This window comes from Chryseobacterium sp. BLS98 (assembly GCF_001045445.1).
GTDB lineage: Bacteria > Bacteroidota > Bacteroidia > Flavobacteriales > Weeksellaceae > Chryseobacterium.
The window spans coordinates 909,618-928,436 of the sequence record NZ_LFNF01000003.1; the positions used below are offsets into that span (position 1 = coordinate 909,618).

15 protein-coding genes are annotated in these 18,819 nt (G+C 37.3%); 7 read left to right on the plus strand and 8 right to left on the minus strand.

Annotation, left to right across the window (positions count from 1 at the left end; all coding sequences use genetic code 11):
- Positions 1-117 precede the first annotated feature (117 nt).
- Together ACM40_RS15285 and ACM40_RS15290 are read left to right on the plus strand one after the other, a co-directional pair.
- Positions 118-1,767 carry an ABC1 kinase family protein gene (locus ACM40_RS15285; RefSeq protein WP_048503602.1) on the plus strand — a complete coding sequence of 550 codons (1,650 nt, stop codon included), beginning with the start codon at positions 118-120 and terminating at the stop codon, positions 1,765-1,767.
- A gap of 198 nt (positions 1,768-1,965) precedes the next feature.
- Entirely contained in the window at positions 1,966-3,318 is a 1,353-nt protein-coding gene (locus tag ACM40_RS15290) for a DEAD/DEAH box helicase (RefSeq protein ID WP_048503603.1), read from the plus strand.
- 37 nt (positions 3,319-3,355) lie between these two features.
- Here ACM40_RS15290 and ACM40_RS15295 read toward each other — a convergent pair whose 3' ends face one another.
- From ACM40_RS15295 to ACM40_RS15315, 5 genes are all read right to left on the minus strand, one after another.
- The gene (locus tag ACM40_RS15295; RefSeq protein ID WP_048503604.1) at positions 3,356-4,012 is read right to left on the minus strand and encodes a GDSL-type esterase/lipase family protein; all 657 of its coding nucleotides are present in this window, start codon (positions 4,010-4,012) and stop codon (positions 3,356-3,358) included.
- 63 nt (positions 4,013-4,075) lie between these two features.
- On the minus strand, positions 4,076-4,537 hold the full coding sequence (locus ACM40_RS15300; protein WP_048503605.1) for a lipocalin family protein: 462 nt from the start codon (positions 4,535-4,537) through the stop codon (positions 4,076-4,078).
- 219 nt (positions 4,538-4,756) lie between these two features.
- Positions 4,757-5,920: an iron-containing alcohol dehydrogenase gene (locus tag ACM40_RS15305; protein ID WP_048503606.1), complete on the minus strand. Its 1,164-nt coding sequence runs from the start codon at positions 5,918-5,920 to the stop codon at positions 4,757-4,759.
- A 304-nt stretch (positions 5,921-6,224) separates the two neighbouring features.
- Entirely contained in the window at positions 6,225-6,836 is a 612-nt protein-coding gene (locus tag ACM40_RS15310) for a hypothetical protein (protein ID WP_048503607.1), read from the minus strand.
- Positions 6,837-6,865: 29 nt separating this feature from the next.
- Positions 6,866-7,270 carry a hypothetical protein gene (locus ACM40_RS15315; protein ID WP_048503608.1) on the minus strand — a complete coding sequence of 135 codons (405 nt, stop codon included), beginning with the start codon at positions 7,268-7,270 and terminating at the stop codon, positions 6,866-6,868.
- 136 nt (positions 7,271-7,406) lie between these two features.
- Here ACM40_RS15315 and ACM40_RS15320 point away from each other — a divergent pair, with 136 nt between their 5' ends.
- Complete coding sequence (locus tag ACM40_RS15320) at positions 7,407-9,941, plus strand: phosphoenolpyruvate carboxylase (RefSeq protein ID WP_048503609.1); 2,535 nt, start codon at positions 7,407-7,409, stop codon at positions 9,939-9,941.
- A gap of 212 nt (positions 9,942-10,153) precedes the next feature.
- On the opposite strand, the gene ACM40_RS15325 is transcribed toward ACM40_RS15320, so the two are convergent.
- Positions 10,154-11,758 carry a S8/S53 family peptidase gene (locus ACM40_RS15325; RefSeq protein WP_048503610.1) on the minus strand — a complete coding sequence of 535 codons (1,605 nt, stop codon included), beginning with the start codon at positions 11,756-11,758 and terminating at the stop codon, positions 10,154-10,156.
- 86 nt (positions 11,759-11,844) lie between these two features.
- On the opposite strand from ACM40_RS15325, the gene ACM40_RS15330 reads away from it, so the two are divergent.
- From ACM40_RS15330 to ACM40_RS15345, 4 genes are all read left to right on the plus strand, one after another.
- A complete protein-coding gene (locus ACM40_RS15330) occupies positions 11,845-12,969 on the plus strand; it encodes a DegT/DnrJ/EryC1/StrS family aminotransferase (protein ID WP_048503611.1) in 1,125 nt (374 codons plus the stop codon).
- Between the two features lie 8 nt (positions 12,970-12,977).
- Positions 12,978-13,421, plus strand: a complete 444-nt coding sequence (locus ACM40_RS15335) for a hypothetical protein (RefSeq protein ID WP_048503612.1) — start codon at positions 12,978-12,980, stop codon at positions 13,419-13,421.
- Positions 13,422-13,431: 10 nt separating this feature from the next.
- Positions 13,432-14,451: a UDP-glucose 4-epimerase GalE gene (gene galE / locus ACM40_RS15340; protein ID WP_048503613.1), complete on the plus strand. Its 1,020-nt coding sequence runs from the start codon at positions 13,432-13,434 to the stop codon at positions 14,449-14,451.
- 103 nt (positions 14,452-14,554) lie between these two features.
- Positions 14,555-15,007 carry an adenylyltransferase/cytidyltransferase family protein gene (locus ACM40_RS15345; RefSeq protein WP_048503614.1) on the plus strand — a complete coding sequence of 151 codons (453 nt, stop codon included), beginning with the start codon at positions 14,555-14,557 and terminating at the stop codon, positions 15,005-15,007.
- A 38-nt stretch (positions 15,008-15,045) separates the two neighbouring features.
- Here the strand turns inward: ACM40_RS15345 and ACM40_RS15350 are convergent, their stop codons facing one another.
- Together ACM40_RS15350 and mltG are read right to left on the minus strand one after the other, a co-directional pair.
- Entirely contained in the window at positions 15,046-17,601 is a 2,556-nt protein-coding gene (locus ACM40_RS15350) for a TonB-dependent receptor domain-containing protein (protein ID WP_048503615.1), read from the minus strand.
- A gap of 168 nt (positions 17,602-17,769) precedes the next feature.
- On the minus strand, positions 17,770-18,795 hold the full coding sequence (gene mltG / locus ACM40_RS15355; protein ID WP_048503616.1) for an endolytic transglycosylase MltG: 1,026 nt from the start codon (positions 18,793-18,795) through the stop codon (positions 17,770-17,772).
- Positions 18,796-18,819 lie beyond the last annotated feature (24 nt).

Consider the following 18,819-nt stretch of genomic DNA (forward strand, 5'->3'; position numbering starts at 1 on the left):
TTCCATTACTGAAAGTAGCCTTACTTGTTATTCATGTACCGAATTCATGTACCGATTAAAATAAAATAACAATAGGAACAGTTTTTGGAGTAATTTGCATTAACTATTTAGGAATATATGTTTGATAAACAGCAAAGGAAACTGAAAAGGTCGGCCAGGCTTATTTCCGTACTCAGTAAATACGGGTTTAAAGATATGCTGGCGAGGATGAATACAGGAAATAAACAGGATACAGTTTCTGTTGATCCGGATGAGGTTATTTCTAAAGGAACGGTATACGAAAGAATCAGGCTGGTATTGGAAGAGCTTGGCCCTACGTTTGTAAAGCTGGGGCAGACCTTCAGTAACAGGGAAGATCTCCTTCCGCCGGAGCTTATTCAGGAGCTGCAGAAGCTTCAGGATAAAGTGGATACGGTGGACATGAACGTAGAAGAAATCCTGGAAAATGAGTTCAACATATCCGTTAAAGATCATTTTCAGGAAATTCAGAAGCAACCTTTAGCTACTGCTTCCATTGCCCAGGTTTATAAAGCGGTTTTGCTGGATGGAAGTCCTGTGATTCTCAAACTAAAGAAATCTGATGTACAGACCGTTATTGAAGACGATTTACTTCTTATAAAAGATCTCGAAAAGATTGTTTCCGCCTATTCTGAAATTGGAGAAAAGCTTAATCTGAAACAGGCCATTTCCACTTTTGAAAAATCTTTACTGGAAGAAGTCTCTCTGGTCAACGAAAAAGAAAATATCCTGCATTTTGCACGGAATTTTAAAAACAATAAAGAAACCTATGTTCCGAAAATCTATGAAGAATATTCCAATAACAATATTCTCTGTATGGAATTTATCGACGGGATTAAGGTAACCGATAAAACAGCTCTTTTAGCCCATAATATTGACCCTGTAAAAGTCTCAGAAGTAGGATTGAGGCTGTTTGTATCTCAAATCCTGGATTATGGGTTTTTCCATGCCGATCCGCATGCCGGTAATATCCTCGTGAAAAAAGACGGGAAAATCGTTTTTATTGATTTTGGTGCCGTAGGAAAAATTCAGCCGAACGATAAGGAAATCCTTGAAAGCCTCATTGTAAGCTTTGTTGCTAAAAATTCGCATAAAATTGTGCGGCAACTCAAAAAAATGGCTGTCAGCTACGAAATTCCGGATGAAAGAAGATTTGAAAACGATGTGGAAGATATTCTGAATTTTGTACACAGCTCATCGCTGCAGGATATCAACGTTCAGGTGATCATCAATAAAATGAAAGATATTCTGAAGGACAACAGGCTCCATATGCCGGACTATTTTTATCTTTTGTTTAAAGGAATCAGCCTGATAGAGGGAGTTGGAAGAACAATCAATCCGAATCTGGATATTGTGAAAAGCCTTCATCCTTACACCAGAAAAATCCTGACCAAAAAGATCAAACCCAAAAATCTTTTAAAAACAGGAATGGACCGGATGATGAATTTCACAGATAATGTAGATGAAATTCCCAAAGAACTCAGATCGGTACTCCAGAAGCTGGATGATAATAAATTTACGGTTTCCAGCGAGATTAAAAATATTGAAAAGACCAATCAGCTGATCAAATCAAGTGTGGTCAATTTAATTCTGGCCATGATCCTCGGAGCCAATATTATTGCCACAGCAATTGTTTTTGTTTCAGAATCAGGACCAAGGATTGGGGAGCTGTCTCTGGTTGCGGTTTTAGGTTTTGTATTTTCTATTATATTGATTTTAGTACTTTTATTGAGAGTGACGAGGAAATAAGAAACGGTGCGGGTTTCGGGTTTTGGGTTCTGGGATAAAGGATGAAGAGTTTAGGTTAATGAATGGTGAAGTGTATTTCCACTAACTTCTAACTTCTAACTTCTAACTTCTAACATCAACCTCGTACCTCGTAACCCGGAACTCAAAACCCGAAACACCCACATCCAACCTCTCAATTTAAATACCTATCTTTGCACCATGGAAAAACTCACTTTTGCGGATTTTGACCTGCCGGTTAAAATTCTTGATGTTTTAGCGGATCTGGAATTGTTCGAACCTACACCCATTCAGGAAAAGAGCCTAGGGCCTATACTTTCCGGAAGGGATGTGATGGGGATTGCACAAACCGGAACCGGAAAAACATTAGCCTATCTTCTGCCCGTTCTTAAAACATGGAAATATAACAAAACAGGGAATCCTACTGTTTTGATCCTTGTTCCTACAAGAGAACTGGTGGTTCAGGTCGCTGAAATTGTTGAGAAACTGACCGAAAATATGACTGCAAGGGTCATTGGAATATATGGAGGGAAAAATATCAATACTCAGAAATTATTATTTAATGACGGATGTGATATTCTGGTGGGTACTCCGGGAAGGGTAATGGACCTTGCCATTGATAATGCCATTTCATTAAAAGAAGTTCAGAAGCTGATCATTGATGAGTTTGATGAAATGCTGAACCTGGGTTTCAGACCGCAGCTTACCCATATTTTTGAAATGATGAAGCCGAAAAGACAGAATATCCTTTTCTCGGCTACCATGACGGAAGCAGTAGATGAGATGCTGGACCAGTACTTTGCCAGTCCTGTAGAAATTTCTCTGGCAAAATCAGGAACACCTCTTGAAAAAATAGAACAGACCGGTTATAAAGTAGAAAACTTTAATACAAAGATCAATCTTCTTGAACATTTACTGAAGAGCAACAAAGACATGTCCAAGGTGTTGATTTTCACCAATAACAAGAAAAATTCTGATCTTCTTTTTGCTAAAATTGATGAACTTTTCCCTGAACAGTTTGATGTGATTCACTCAAATAAATCTCAGAATTACAGGCTTAAAGCGATGAAGAGATTTGAAAATGAAGAGATCAGAGGACTGATTACTACCGACGTAATGGCCAGGGGTCTTGATATTTCAAATATTACCCACGTTATCAATTTCGAAACCCCTGAAATTCCTGAACAGTATATCCACAGAATAGGAAGAACGGGTAGAGCGGATAAAGATGGTAAAGCGGTTACTTTTGTGACTAGAAAAGAAGAAGCTTCCATACTTGATATTGAGCTTTTAATGGATAAAGACCTTAAGTTTGCCGATTTCCCTGCAGAGGTGAAAATAAATCCTAAAAAGATCGCTTCTGAAGAAGAGGTGATTGTGATGAAAAATCCTGCACAGGTAAAGCTGAATGAAGGAGGAGCAGCATTTCATGAGAAAAAGGATAAAAATAAAAAAGAAAACTGGGGAGGACCATCCAAAAGAAAAGCTCCCAAAAAATTCGGGGCTAACAGAGCCCAGCAGAAAGCTATATCGAAATCTAAAAGAAAGAAATAAAAAAAATCCCTTAACGGGATTTTTTTTGTTATAAATATTATTTCATATAAGGTTTCATCACCTTCGCCCAGACGGAATACCCTTCAGGTGTTAAGTGAAGCATATCTTCCACAAAAAGGTCTCTTCTTACATTCCCGTTGGCATCCTCCATCGCCTTTGTAATATCAATGAATTCAGCATTAGGCTCTTTTTTCATGAAAGCGGCAATTTTTTTATTCGTTTCCTTCATCTGCGGCCAAAGAATTTCGCGGCTTGGCGAATATTTTATGGAAATAAAATCTACCTCAATATTGGGGAATCTTTCACGGATCTTTTTATAGAATGTTTTAAATCTGTTGACCACTACCTTTGCCTTCAGGTCATGATTATCCGCAAAGTCATTATCACCGCAGTAAATAATGATCTGCTTAGGTTGATATGGGCTTAGAAGATCATCTGAAAAATCATTCAGATCCGTTATTCTTGATCCTCCAAAACCTCTGTTGATGATTGTTTTTCCGGGGAAATAACTGGCAACATCAGTCCATTTGGTGAATGATGAGCTTCCAATCAATAAAATAGCATCTTTAGGCGGTGGATTTTCCTGATCAGCTTTTTTGAAATTTTGAATGTCCTGCCAGAACATTGGTTTTTGGTCCTGTGAAAAGAACAGGGTAAAATACAGCAACAGGAATGCTGAAAGAATCTTCTTCATTGTAATCAATTTTAAATATCTTATAAATGTAATAAAAAACTCCCGAAAACCGGGAGTCTGTATTTATCTTTTGTAGCTAACATAGGTCAGATCGGCAACACCATCACCGTCCTGATCAAAGGAGTTGAATAATTGTGCCAGTTTCAGATCATGGCTGGTGAGCACTTCCACTCTGTACCATCTTTCAGTATCATTGTCATTTTTTATACTCAGGAGCTTAGACTCTTCAGTATAAGTGTATTTACCTTCAGTTTTTCCTGCCATCTGGCATTCAAGTCCCACTTCGGAATAGTAGGTATAGCTTGTATAATAATCACTTCTGAAATGCAGAATGTTTTTAGCCTCACAGTCAGAAGGTGTTTCGGTCTTAATTACTGTTTTATTGTCCTTTCCGGAAATAATTTCTATTTTGCTTACCTTCCAGTCTCCGCTCATCATTTCTAATTCATAAGCTTCGATATTGTCATCTTTACAGGAAGTTAGTGCTAAAGCAGAAAAGGCAAATAAAAGTAGCTGTTTTTTCATTTTCACAAATTTAAGAATATGCTAAAATATAAATAAATTTGAAATATTTGTAATGAAATCCAGCTTTTTTAAACGAATGTTTATAAATAAAAGAATTTTATAGGGATTGGGATGCGAGGTTCGGGTTTCGGGTTACAAATTTCGGGTTTTGAAAGCCTAATAATAAACTTTCAAGCCCCGGAAATTAACGCTGATACTCGAAACTCGCATCCCGCAACTTTAATAGCTCATCTCCACAATTTTATAAGCATCTTGAGGCGTCAGTTTTTTATATTCACCAAGGCCGGACCAGTTTCTGTCTGTAAATGCCTTTTCCACTCTTTCTGCAGTTCCTTTATAGTCTTCCGTATATTCCGAAAGTTTGGTTTTGATGTTCAGACTGTGGAAAAATTCCTCCATCTTTTTAATTCCCTGTTCTGCTTTTTCTTCCACTGTTCCGTCTTTAATACCCCATACTCTTTCAGCATACTGAGCCAGCTTTCCTTTCTTGGTCTCAAAATTATAACGGTAATGGGAAGGGGCTATAACGGCTAAAGTTCTTGCATGGTCGATTCCGAAGTAAGCGGTCAGTTCATGGCCCATGGCATGTACAGCCCAGTCTGTGATCACCCCTTTCTGGATAAGTCCGTTAAGAGCCATCGTACAGCACCACATAAAATTCCCGGCAGCATCATAATCAAAATCATCAGCTAAAACTTTAGGAGCGGTTTCCTGCAGGCTGATCAGGATGCTTTCTGCAATTCTTTCCTGCAGATCAGCAGAAGAAGGAGCAGTCATGTATTGTTCCAGAACGTGGGTATAAGCGTCTGTAATTCCATTTACAATCTGGTTTTTAGGAATGGTTCTGATCACTTCCGGATCTAAGACAGAAAACTGAGGAAAAAGTCCGGGACCGCCGGAAGACAGTTTTTCATTGGTCTCTCTTCTTGAGATCACATAACCGGAATTCATTTCAGAACCTGTTGCCGGTAAAGTCAGGATACTTCCGAAAGGCATTCCCTCACCTTCAAATGTTCTTACTGAATTTCTAAGAATGTCCCAAGGCTCACCGTCATAATTGGCAGCTGCTGAAAGGAATTTAGTTCCGTCAATAACAGATCCTCCACCTACAGCCAGTAGGTAACTGATGTTTTTTTCTTTGATAAAACTTAAGGCATCCAGCAATACTTCATATTCAGGATTGGCAGGAACACCACCAAATTCATATAAATCATGATCTTTCAGAGCTTCTTTTACCTGATCGTAAACACCATTGTTTTTGATGCTTCCGCCTCCGTAAATCATTAATATTCTGGCATCTTTTGCAACTTCGCGGGAAATTTTAGCGATTTCACCTTTTCCAAAAAGTATTTTTGTAGGATTTTTAAATTCGAAATTAAGCATTGTTCTAAATTTATTTGATTCAAATTTACGCAATGCAATACGAAAACTGAGTTAATGAAATTTTAAAATTCCTATCAAAGCGTTTTATAATAACAATGTAGATTTTATTGGGCTGGCCGATAAGAGTTTGGCATAAAATGTTTCAAAAATTATCTAAGCTATAGAATTTTTTAACGCAAAGATGATGTTTCATCATATATTATTCTAAGAAAGCAAAGCGGGAATCAACTTTGTTGATTCGATGAAGCAGTCTTTTAAAATGCTGCAAAATGTGCGTAATCTGTGCAATCAGCGAGAGAATTTATTATTGGGAAGTCTGGTTGCAATTATCACTTTTGAAATAAGTACCGTTGTTTTTTGATTCAAGCTTTCCGTTTTTTCTGTTGATCTTTATATAATAAGATTCTTTATTTTCCGGGCAGCCTCTAGACTTTGAGAGGTACAGGTCAATATGTTTGTCTTCAATTTTATAGGATCCGCTGAGTTTATTACCGGTGTCTACTGAAAAGCCATAAGTTTTAGCCAGCAGAATAGCTTCCGGAAGATTGTCAACCGTTCCGATAAAATCTCTCAGTTGCTGTTCACTGGCAAAATATACAGCTCTGTCTTTTTTGCAGGCCAGAATATAGGTGAAACATTTTTCACCAATGCATTTCTGGAAAAAACCTTTCTCAGGAAAAGGTTCATTGATGGTCATGAAATCCGGCATCTGGCTTTCATAGATAACTGCTTTATCAGGATCCGGATCATTAGTCAGTACCCGCCAGTAGCCATAATCTTTATCAGGAACAATGAATGGATAGAGGAGTTCAATATTGTCAAGGATCTCGGGAATTTTCCTGAAATCGGCGGGTACTGTATTTTGACAAAGCAGCAGACCTGAAATAAGAAAAGAAATGATCGAAATAATTTTCATAATTATTATTTAAATAGAATATGCTTAAATTATTGGAATATTATTTTATAATATCCTTTTTCGTCAGTTACATCAATCCCTATGCCTGTAAATGTTAATTTATTAATCTGATACCCATCGCAGCCTCCTTTAAACTCTGATGACTGTATTGAAAAATCAAAAGTTTTGACATTAGACTGGAAGTTGTATTTTTTTGTCCCATTATAAGCCCCCACATTTTCTAAAATGATTAAGTCGTCGGATGTTTTGGTTAATTGTATTTCATTCTGGTTTTCATCCTTAATTGAATAAGCAGTGAGTGTTCCGTTCGTGATCAGATTTTCATCATTAGAATCAACGAATTTAAAAGCTATCGTTTGAGGAGCATTATAACAATCTTCACCACAAGCCGTGAAAATAAAAGTCATTAAAAGGAATATGAAGATATTTTTCATGAGATATGGATTAATTTCTGTGAAAAGTAAAATTAATCATTAAACTGCTGTATTCAAAAAATAATTTTGTTGCTGTTCCTGCGTTTTTTTGTCATTTATCAATTCATTTAATTCCAAAATCCATTACATTTGTTATATGATACACGACCAACGAGCAGAAAAATTCAGGCAGATCGTGGAGAATAAGTTCCAGATCTACAATTCATTATTTATGAGCCTGCCTTATGATAAAATGACCAATATCGGGATGCTTCTCCCATTCCTTTACGAGGAAAGCCGAAACGGATATGAAGAAGGCAAAACCCCTGAGGAAATTATTGAAGAATTCTTTAAAAACCATACCGATCTTCAGACGGAAGAGCAGAAAGTTGAACTTCTTTTCAAGATCATACAGTATATTGAAAGGCAGGTAGTTTTGTTTGACAGTATTGAAGATGCTGCCTTTCCAAGCCTTCATTCTGAAAGCGACAATGGAACGGTCACCAATCTTTTCGAACGTTCATACCAGGATCATAAACTTGAAAAAGTTCGCGAAAAACTAAAGGATTTTACGGTAAAAGTCGTGTTTACAGCACACCCGACCCAGTTTTATCCAAGTTCGGTGCAGAGGATTATCCAGGATTTGCGGGGCGCTATTACCAGTGATTCCGTTACCCAGATCGATATGCTTCTGCAGCAATTGGGGAAAACACCTTTTGTCAATAAGGAAAAGCCAACTCCAATTGATGAAGCACTGAGCATCATTTCTTATTTAAGATATGTTTATTACGATACCATCGGAGAACTGTTTACCAAGATCAAAAAGACTTTTGGAAACGGTCATTTCCATCTTCATGAAGATATTATTCAGCTTGGTTTCTGGCCGGGTGGAGACAGGGACGGAAACCCATTCGTCACTGCAGATGTTACCAAAAAGGTAGCAGAAGAACTTCGTTCCGCAATCCTGAAATCCTATTACAGCCATTTGAAATTTATCAGAAGAAGATTAAGTTTCAGAGGTGTTTCTGAAGTATTAACCCAGTTAAGTGATGAGCTTTACGGTGCCATTTTTAACGGGAAAATGATCACTGCAGATGATATTCTGAGAAAAGCTGATGAAGCAGAAAAAATACTGGTGAATGAGCACAATTCCCTGTTTTTAGATCTTCTGGCAAATTTTAGGGACCGCGTGAAAATTTTCGGAACTCATTTTGCCACGCTGGATGTTCGCCAGGACAGCAGGATCCATCAGAGAGTGATCGATGAGGTGTTTGCTAAAGTATTTGAAGGTGCAGAAGCTTCTGAAGAAGAAAAATTTAATAAACTGATTCAGTTTGGTGAAAGGGTTAATGCAGATCAGTTTGAAGATATCGTTAAAGATACTTTATTAACGGTTTCCCAGGTTTCCGAAATTCAGGATCAAAATGGACAAAGAGGAATAAACCGCTATATTATTTCAAATTCCGATGCTGTAAAGGATGTGATGAATGTGTATGCGTTCTTTAAAATCTGCGGCTATCAGGATGAAGAGATCAAAATGGATATTGTTCCGCTTTTTGAAACCATGGAAGGTCTCGCCAATGCTGAAAACGTAATGAGTGAGCTTTACCGGAATCCTATCTATAAAAAACATCTTGAAAGCAGAGGAAACCAGCAGACGATTATGCTTGGTTTTTCAGACGGAACAAAAGACGGAGGCTATCTTAAAGCCAACTGGGAAATTTATAAAGCCAAAGAAGTTTTAACTCAACTTTCCGTTCAGAATGGAATTAAAGTAGTATTCTTCGACGGTCGAGGCGGACCGCCGGCAAGGGGAGGAGGAAAAACCCATGATTTTTATGCATCACAGGGAAATACCATTGCGAACAATAAAATCGAATTGACTATTCAAGGCCAGACAATCACCAGTATTTTTGGAAATAAAGAACAGGCCAAATACAATTTTGAGCAACTTCTGACCGCCGGAGTTGAAAATGATGTTTTTAAAAATTCGAAAAAAGACCTTACAGAAAAAGAAAGAAAACTGATCGCCGAGCTTGCTGACATCAGTTATAAAAAATATTCGGATCTGAAAGCGCATCCTATGTTCGTTCCTTATCTCCAGGAGATGAGTACCCTCGAATATTATGGTAAGACCAACATCGGAAGCCGTCCGTCCAAAAGAGGAAACGGAAGCGAGCTGAAATTTGAAGATTTGAGAGCCATTCCTTTTGTAGGATCGTGGTCACAGCTGAAGCAGAATGTTCCCGGGTTTTTCGGGTTCGGATTTGCCATGCAGCAGATGAAGGAGCAGGGAAGGCTGGATGAAGTGAAAGAACTGTATAAAGGTTCGGATTTCTTTAAAACTTTAGTTCTGAATTCTATGATGAGTATGAACAAGTCTTATTTCCCGCTTACATATTACATTAAAAACAATCCGAAATTCGGAGCATTCTGGAATGTGCTTTATGATGAATATGTTCTTTCGAGGGATATTATGCTGGAACTTACCGGCTTCAAAATGCTGCAGGAAGAAGATCCGTTATCCAGAAAATCTGTGAAAATAAGAGAAAAGATTGTTTTGCCGCTATTGAGTATTCAGCAATATGCCTTAATAAAAATCCAGAAAGAAGAAGGCAATAGGGAAGCTTACGCAAAGCTGGTGACAAGGTCATTATTCGGAAATATTAATGCGAGCAGAAATTCAGCTTAACTGATATATAAAAACGCTTCTCAAATCGAGAGGCGTTTTTTTGTATTGATTAAAATTTTAGCTAAAGCCTTTGGCAAAATGTTTAAATTATTTAACAGTATAAAGCCCGTTCCTATTAAATACATTTGTTACCTTAAAAAATCTGAGTAATCTGTGTGAAATAAAATTTAAAAATGCTGCAGTTTATTTTCATCAATTTAATCGTTGTTTAATTACTCTTTTAAGAACTTCTCATAAAAAGTATCATTCTTCATCTTAATTTTCAGGTAATAGGTTCCTTTCGGAAAATCCTCTACTTTTACAGATTTCTGTCCGCTATTTTTCCTGATCAGCTTCCCTAAATTATCATAAACTTCCAGGGATATAATTTCACCTTCAGAAGCAATATTCAGAATATTTTTTACAGGGTTGGGGAAGATGGCAAACTTTTCTTTTTTCACTATTTCAGAGGTGTTCAGCACCTGATTATAAAGGCTTCCAAAATTAAGAATTCCATAGCCCATCTGGTCTGTGTGGCCCGGGTAAAGAGAAGCGGTCTGACGGAGTTTTGTCCTGATCTGTTCCCTGTTCATCGATGGAAAGGCCTGAATAAAACAGGCTACACCACCTGCAGCGATGGGGGTTGCAATAGATGTTCCGTTAACGGAGGTTAATGTACTGTTGGTCACCGTTGCGGCTGCAGTTCCTCTTGAACTTCCGTCAGGTTTTACTACACCAAGGGAATTGGGGCCATAAGATGAAAATCCTGAAGAGTTTCCTGCCGCATCTACAGATCCTATACTGAACACCTTGGCATTATCTGCAGGGGTCATAATATAATGCCAGGGCTGGACTCCTGAATTTCCTGCTGCTGCAAGAACGAAAATCCCTTTATTGGCAGCTATTTCTGCCGCTCTGGCAATAAAAGAAGTAGTTCCGTTCATATCCGAGTACGTATAGCTGTACCGGGAGTCGTCAAAAACATTGTATCCAAGTGAGGTTGTGATAATATCAACACCTTTTCTGTCTGCTTCTTCAGCCGCCTCTATCCAGTACAATTCTTCTTCGGGGATTTCACCGACAGCATTTTCGCTTCGGTAAAGGTAAAAATCGGCATCCGGGGCAGAGCCTACAAAAGTATTCTCGATATATCCGCCAATAGCACCTAACACAGCAGATCCATGATTGCTGATGGCAGTATTGTATACATTGCTTGTTTTGGTAACAAAATCATAAACGGCTTTAATGTGATTGTTGGTACGTAATCTTTCAAATGCAGATCCGGTATCCACATAAGGAAAACCTGCATCAATAACTGCAATGGAGACCCCTATACCAGTAAAACCGGCAAGATGAAGAGGTCTTATATTGATCTGGTCGATCTGGGCAGATCCGGAACCATAATCGAAAACAGTCAGTGTTTTTTGAGTTTCAGAAACCGGATTCCATTTATTTTGAACCACTGTTTTAGGGACAGAAGTATTATTTTTTGCGAAACGTCCCACCGACTGCACGTAAGGCTGTGCCTGCAAAACTGTTATCTGTGTGGGAGTTGCGTTTACAGCTGCACCATTAAGCCATTTGGAATAATCGGTAACGGTAAAGCCGAGGTTCTGAAGATTCTGGATATATGACTGTTCAATAGGGGCATCCTGGTCATTCAGGACAATACCCAGCGAAATACGTCTATTGAGGGATTTTTGGCTCAGTTCAGATAGTGGATTGGCATAAAAAGCAGCTTTATTCGGTTTGTCTGTAAAATAAACAAAAACAAGCTCCGTTTGTGCATTTACAGCAGAGTAACCCACTAAAAGACAAAAGAGTAAAAGTTTTTTCATAAAGTTATTTTCTATAAAGATAAAACAAAATCAATAAAATTTTTGATAGGATTTTAAATTCCTTATTTTTACACAAATATTTATTTATGAAAAAAATTCAGATGGTTGACTTGCAAAGTCAGTATTACAAAATAAAAAATGATGTAGACAATGCGGTTTTAAATGTAATGGATTCTGCGGCTTTTATCAATGGCCCTGAAGTAAAGTCTTTCCAGAATGAATTGGAATCTTATTTAGATGTAAAGCATGTAATTCCGTGTGCTAACGGAACGGATGCTTTGCAGATCGCACTGATGGCTTTGGACCTGAAAGAAGGGGATGAAGTAATCACTGCAGATTTTACTTTTGCCGCTACAGTAGAAGTTATTCATCTGCTTAAACTGAAATCAGTACTGGTAGATGTAGATTACGATACATTCACAATTTCTACGGAAGAAATTAAAAAAGCAATCACTCCAAGAACAAAAGCAATTATTCCGGTCCATATCTTCGGACAGTGTGCCAATATGGAAGAGATCTTAAAAATTGCGGAAGAGCATAACCTGTATGTTATTGAAGACAATGCACAGGCAATAGGAGCACAATATACGTTTTCTGACGGAACTCAGAAATATGCGGGAACCATGGCAACGGTAGGGACTACTTCATTTTTTCCTTCCAAAAATTTAGGGTGCTATGGAGATGGTGGGGCTCTTTTCACTAATAATGATGAACTGGCACACCGTCTGAGAGGAATCGTTAACCACGGAATGTACGAGAGATATTATCATGATGAGGTAGGAGTGAATTCCAGATTGGACAGTATTCAGGCGGCAGTCCTAAGAAAAAAACTTCCTCATCTGGATACTTACAATGAAGCAAGAAGAAAGGCTGCTGATTATTATGATGAAGCATTTGCAGGACATGCAGATATTCTTACTCCACAAAGATCAGAAAGCTCAACACATGTATTCCACCAGTATACTTTAAGAATCCTGAACGGAAAACGTAATGAGCTTCAGAAATTCCTTACAGAAAAGGAAATTCCTGCCATGATCTATTATCCGGTAGCATTGAGAAAGCAAAAAGCCTACTTCCAGGAAAGCAATGATGCAGACTTTGTGAATACCGATAAGCTTCTGGATCAGGTAATCTCCCTGCCTATGCATACTGAACTGGATGAAGAGCAGCTGAAGTATATTACGGATGCGGTGCTGGAATTTATGAAGTAGGCTAGGCTATGCTTCACGATGAAAGAATACTTAAAAATAAGTTTGCTTATTTTTTTACTATCGTTTTTCTTTTAGGCTGGATCATTTATTATGGAGTATTTGTAATTAATGTTTTACTTAAAGGTTATAGATTAGTCGAAAAGTATATTAAATTTAGAATCCCTATTTATTTTTTAAATTTTATTGCATTTATATTATTGATTTTAACATTTGTACATGTTTTTAAGGAATCAAGAAAAATGTTTAAATATTTAAATAGTACATGTATTACGATTATAATTTTGGCTTCAGTGAGTTTTTATATTAATTATGATGGTAAATGGGGTGCATATATTTATTCTTTTTTATTTGGACTTACTTTATTTTTAATAGGACCGGTTTTACTTATAAATTATTTTAAACATATTCCGGCAAAAAGTGAAATAGAAAACATAGGAAAACACAACGATTAAAAAAAATAAAATGGCAATACTTGTTACAGGCGGACTTGGATATATTGGTTCTCATACAGTTGTAGAACTTTTGAATAATGACTTTGATGTTGTCATTGTAGATGATCTATCCAATTCTGAAAAATTTATTTTAAAAAATATTGAGGAGGTTGCAGGTAAGAAACCTGTTTTTTATCCTTTTGACCTGAAGAGAAAAGAGCTTCTTACCCAGGTTTTTGATGCCCATCAGATTGAAGGATGCATCAATTTTGCAGCTTCCAAAGCCGTTGGAGAAAGCCAGGTAAAGCCAATAGATTATTATGAAAATAATTTATTTACGCTGATCAATATTCTTCAGGAATTTAAGGAAAGAGGAATTTCAAATTTTATTTTCAGCTCTTCATGCACAGTGTACGGACAGGCAGAGAAAATGCCGATTGACGAGAATACACCACTGAAAATGCCTGAAAGTGTTTACGGTAAAACAAAACAGATGGGCGAAGAAATTTTGATTGATTTTGCAAAAGCCTACAACAGAAGAATTTCTCTTTTAAGATATTTTAATCCTATCGGAGCTCATCCGTCCGGGAAATTAGGCGAACTTCCATTGGGAGTTCCTAATAATTTAATTCCTTATGTTACCCAAACAGCTGCAGGAATTCGTGAGAAGCTGAATATCTGGGGCGATGATTATGATACGGAAGACGGAACGGCGGTTCGTGATTATATTTATGTCGTTGATTTGGCTAAAGCCCATGTAAGTGCACTTAAGCACTTGTTACATAGCAATGAAGAAACGGTGATTGATATATTTAACCTTGGAACAGGAAAGGGCTCATCCGTATTGGAAGTTGTAAAAGCTTTTGAAACGGCTAATGATGTGAAAGTTCCTTACCAAATTTGTGCGAGAAGAGAGGGAGATATTACCATTGCTTATGCTAATGCGGATAAGGCTGAAAAAGAGCTTCACTGGAAGTCTGAGACTTCATTGGAGGAATCTTTAAGAACAGTCTGGAAATGGCAGCAGTATCTTGGCTCAAGAGCTGTTTAAAAAAGAATTTAAAAAACTTATAATAACAAAATCTTTTCCTGCAATACGAGCTTTTTTATTGTTTTAAAATAGTTAATATGCCGGAATCTTAATTGACACTATTATGAAAACAGAAAAAATAGGTATTACATTTTCCTCATTCGATCTGCTGCATGCAGGACATATCAAAATGCTTGAAGAAGCTAAAACAGTATGTGATTATTTAATTGTCGGGCTTCAGGTTGATCCTTCACATGACCGTCCGAATAAAAATAAACCCAGCCAAAGTATTGTTGAGAGATACATTCAGTTAAAGGCAGTTAATGCTGTAGATGAGATCATCCCTTACTACACAGAAGAAGACCTTCTTGATATTTTGAAATCCTTTGTGATTGACGTAAGAATCATTGGGGACGATTATATGAACAGAGATTTTACAGGCAAACAGTACTGTGAGGAAAAAGGAATTGAGATCTTTTACAACAAAAGAGATCATAGATTTTCCACAAGTGACCTGAGAAGAAGAATCTATGAAGCTGAAAAAGAAAAATTAGAACGCGCTGAAGCTGCAAAATAAAAAAATCCCGAAAAATATTTTCGGGATTTTTTTGTGTATTACATTGGGGCTTGCTGGTCGTCGCCACTTGCGTTGGAGTTGATATCTTTTTTCTTTTTAGGCTGTTCTATCTTCTCACCCTGCTTGAATCTGTAAGTCAGGGAAACCGAGAACTGTCTTGGCTGCCATTGCATATAAGAATCTCTTATACTGTTTGCTGTATATGTTGTAGACCTCATTGCTCTGGTATTGAAAATATCCTGAATGTTAAATGCTAAAGTTCCGTCACCCTTCCAGATTGTTTTGGAAGCACCGAGACTGATGGCATACATATCTTTTCTATCCTGGTAAGCCGTTTTCTGGCCTCCTCTGTAGAACCCCTGCAGCTGGAAGCTGAATGTCTTATCCACTTTAATCGTTGAAGAAAGCCTTGCTCTAGTTGAAAAACCTTTCCCGTTAAAATCAGCAACCGCCTGGGTAGGATTTCCATCTTTATCAAAGGTATCATATAGAGTGCTGCCTTTTGTATTGTAACCAAACATATCTACATTCCCTAAGAATTTTAACCAGCTTGTTGCATCCCAGTTGAAGTTTAAATCTAAACCAAAGCGGTCATCTGTGCCCAGGTTAATTGGTTTTGTATGTGATTCTATACGCTTTGGATCAATAATAGCTCCATTTTCATCTGTAGCTAAAATATTATACACTAACATTTTTGTATCATCAGTCTGATGTCTGTAATACAGCGTAGGGTTGATCGTGAATTTCTTTTTTGAAATGCTGTATCCGAATTCAAAAGAGTCTACATATGATGGATTAAGATCAATATTTCCGTCAAAAATATTTTGGTTATCGTTATAACTCGGATTAGGAATCATAAAGAATGATCTTGGACGGTCTATTCTTCTTGTGTAGTTTAATAGCAACTGATTATCCTTAGCGAACTCATAACTTAAATAGACGCTTGGGAATAAGTTATTGTAATTTTTAGTAGTTGCAGGTACGTTTTTCTTGGGATCGAGGCTTAGGTAATTAATGTCTACATTCGACAATTCGTCCCTTACACCTACTTGGTAACCCAATTTTCCGATTTTACTTTTGAATTGTAAATAAAAGGCATTGAAAGTCTCCTTATAGGTCGCATCATAAGTGTACGGCTTTAGGAAATCCAATGGCTTTGTAGTGGTGCTCTCGCGAACATCATTACTATAATCATTGGTATTGATATCAATTCTGTATCCTGCTTCTAATTTTGAATATTCACCAATAGGCAATTCATAATCAGCTTTACCTATAACAGATCTGTTAATGGTATTCTGATTAATGATATCTTTCAAATTATCAATAGTATCATCAATATTGGTATCGTTGTATGAGCGGCTTCTCTGTAGACTTAAGGATAATGATAAATTCTGTCCTTTATCATCAAATTTATGATCTAATCCAAAATCACCCTGAAAGGCCAGGTTGTTGTTGGTTCCGAAGGTACTTCTGTTGGATGTATAAAAAGGATTATTAAGAGGAGTGTATCGATAATCAATATTCCCAAAATTTTCACTGTCAAAAGTTCTTACGGTTCCGGATGCGTTTACTGAGGTTTTTTCAGAAATGTCATAAACGATACCTGCAGAAGCGTTATAGTTGTTATTTTTACTTTTAGTTTCAGAGTCGGTATTTCTTTGTACCAAATCATCATCTAATTTAGCATTGTTAAAATAATCATCATTTCTACTGGTATTTTTTGATTCCCTGTAGCCTCCGCCACCATTTAGAAACCATGTAAAATTCCCTTTTCTCCAATTAAGATTCGCATTAAGGCTGGTTTGAGGAAGATACCCCAGAGCCCCTATAACACTACCGTTAAATCCGGTCTTCTTGCTTTTCTTTAAAATGATATTCAAAATACCTGCCGTACCACTTGCTTCGAATTTAGAAGAAGGATTGGTAATTACTTCAATTCTGTCGATCTGGTCTGCAGGAATACTCTGAAGGGCGTTGGCGCCATCATCTATTCCAAGCAGGGCAGAAGGTTTCCCGTTGATCAGGAACTTCACATTGGAGCTTCCTCTCATCGACACAGTACCGTCAGTATCTACAGAAACGGAAGGAACATTGGAAAGCACATCCTGAAGATTTCCTCCCTTGCTTACAATATCCTGGGAAGGATCATAAGTCCTTTTGTCAAGTTCCACTTTATAGGGTTTTGTTGCCGCTGCAGTGATCACCACACCTTGTATTTCCTGGGTTTTGCCATCAAGAGTTGTGGCTGCTTCAGGCTGTATGGATAAAGCACCAATATTTCCCGGGCCTGCAATGCTTTTATTGACCACACTTTTCTTGTAGTCGATTGCTTCTACTGTAATGTCGTAATTTCCTGGTGCCAGCTCCAGTTTGTACTGTCCTTTTTCATCGGTCAATACAGCGTCGCTTAAGGTCTTGTTTGCTTTATTGCTGAACGTCACAGAAGCATAAGGAACCGGTTGATTGTTCTTGTTGACGATCATTCCTGTAACGCCTGCTTTCTCCTGGGCAAACGCCATTGCTGCTGCCGAAAGAACAAAGGTAAGTGCTAGCGTTTTTTTTGTGAAAATGTTGACAATTTCCGTCTGATTCATAAGGTATTTTTTGTGTAAAATCGTAAAAGTATAAGTCTTAATATTGTGAAATCTTTAATTGGGTTTGATTTCAGATATTACGATTTATGTATTATTTATAGATGTATAAGTCGTATATAAGTGTTAAAAGTTAATTATCATATTGTTAATAAAAGTTAAATTTATCTTTTATTTTATATTTTTAGAATTCAGCCAGTCTTGGTAAGCTTTTGCATTAATAGCATGCTCTTCTGCACTTGCCGTAAATTTATGATAGCCAAATCTTGCAGGATCGGCACACATAAAAATATAATTATTGTTTTCTGCATTCAAAATCGCATCTACAGAATTTTTATCTACGATACAGATAGGGCCCGGAGGAATGCCTGCATTCGCATAGGTATTGTAGGGGGATGGTGTTGTCAAATGTTTGTACAATACTCTTTTAATAGGCTCCTTAAAATTAGTCTGCTTATTAATAGCATAAATCACTGTAGGATCCGACTGAAGTTTCATTCCTTTTCTGTAACGGTTCAGATATAACCCAGCAATTGTTTTCATTTCATCCTTCTTTCCGCCTGATTCTTTGTAGACAATAGATGCCAGAGCATAGATCTGATCTCTGGTAAGTCCGGATTGCTGCTCGCGGTTTTTTCTCTCGCTTGTCCAGAATTCATTGTACTGTTCATCAAACTTTTTAAAGAACTCTTTCGGGCTTACTGTCCAGAAAAAATTATAAGTGTCTATGAAAAAATACTTTTTTAAATCTTCCGCATTATTATAACCTTTTTCTACGGCCACTTTATTCAGGTCATTGACAAACTGTAGGGAATCCAGCTCCGTTTTTTTTGTAACCTTTCCTATCATTTGGTACATGTCCCCGAAATCGCCTATCCTGAAGGTGTTTTCAGACTGGTTTCCGGCTTTAATCATGTTCACAAGGTTGGTGTTTCCTGCCCCTGGTTGAAAATGATAGCGACCTGGCTTAAAAAACCTGTCCAGATTTTTATCCTTTGCTACTGCTTCAAAAGCTTCCTTATCTTTTACATATGGAGCCACGGAATCAAGAATCTGCTTGAAATCCGCTTTGTGCGGAATGAGAACATAGCCATCCTTTTCCACGTTGTTTCCATAATATTTATTATAAAATCTCAAACCAAAAAATCCTGCCGCCCCAACAATAATGAGAGCGATAATAAGAACAGTTTTTTTCATTATTAAAAAGTTGATTAAAAGTTT

Coding starts and splice junctions, on each gene's coding strand:
- ACM40_RS15285 (WP_048503602.1), top strand. CDS start 118: ATGTTTGATAAACAGCAAAGGAAACTGAAAAGGTCGGCCAGGCTTATT.
- ACM40_RS15290 (WP_048503603.1), top strand. CDS start 1,966: ATGGAAAAACTCACTTTTGCGGATTTTGACCTGCCGGTTAAAATTCTT.
- ACM40_RS15295 (WP_048503604.1), bottom strand. CDS start 4,012: ATGAAGAAGATTCTTTCAGCATTCCTGTTGCTGTATTTTACCCTGTTC.
- ACM40_RS15300 (WP_048503605.1), bottom strand. CDS start 4,537: ATGAAAAAACAGCTACTTTTATTTGCCTTTTCTGCTTTAGCACTAACT.
- ACM40_RS15305 (WP_048503606.1), bottom strand. CDS start 5,920: ATGCTTAATTTCGAATTTAAAAATCCTACAAAAATACTTTTTGGAAAA.
- ACM40_RS15310 (WP_048503607.1), bottom strand. CDS start 6,836: ATGAAAATTATTTCGATCATTTCTTTTCTTATTTCAGGTCTGCTGCTT.
- ACM40_RS15315 (WP_048503608.1), bottom strand. CDS start 7,270: ATGAAAAATATCTTCATATTCCTTTTAATGACTTTTATTTTCACGGCT.
- ACM40_RS15320 (WP_048503609.1), top strand. CDS start 7,407: ATGATACACGACCAACGAGCAGAAAAATTCAGGCAGATCGTGGAGAAT.
- ACM40_RS15325 (WP_048503610.1), bottom strand. CDS start 11,758: ATGAAAAAACTTTTACTCTTTTGTCTTTTAGTGGGTTACTCTGCTGTA.
- ACM40_RS15330 (WP_048503611.1), top strand. CDS start 11,845: ATGAAAAAAATTCAGATGGTTGACTTGCAAAGTCAGTATTACAAAATA.
- ACM40_RS15335 (WP_048503612.1), top strand. CDS start 12,978: ATGCTTCACGATGAAAGAATACTTAAAAATAAGTTTGCTTATTTTTTT.
- galE (WP_048503613.1), top strand. CDS start 13,432: ATGGCAATACTTGTTACAGGCGGACTTGGATATATTGGTTCTCATACA.
- ACM40_RS15345 (WP_048503614.1), top strand. CDS start 14,555: ATGAAAACAGAAAAAATAGGTATTACATTTTCCTCATTCGATCTGCTG.
- ACM40_RS15350 (WP_048503615.1), bottom strand. CDS start 17,601: ATGAATCAGACGGAAATTGTCAACATTTTCACAAAAAAAACGCTAGCA.
- mltG (WP_048503616.1), bottom strand. CDS start 18,795: ATGAAAAAAACTGTTCTTATTATCGCTCTCATTATTGTTGGGGCGGCA.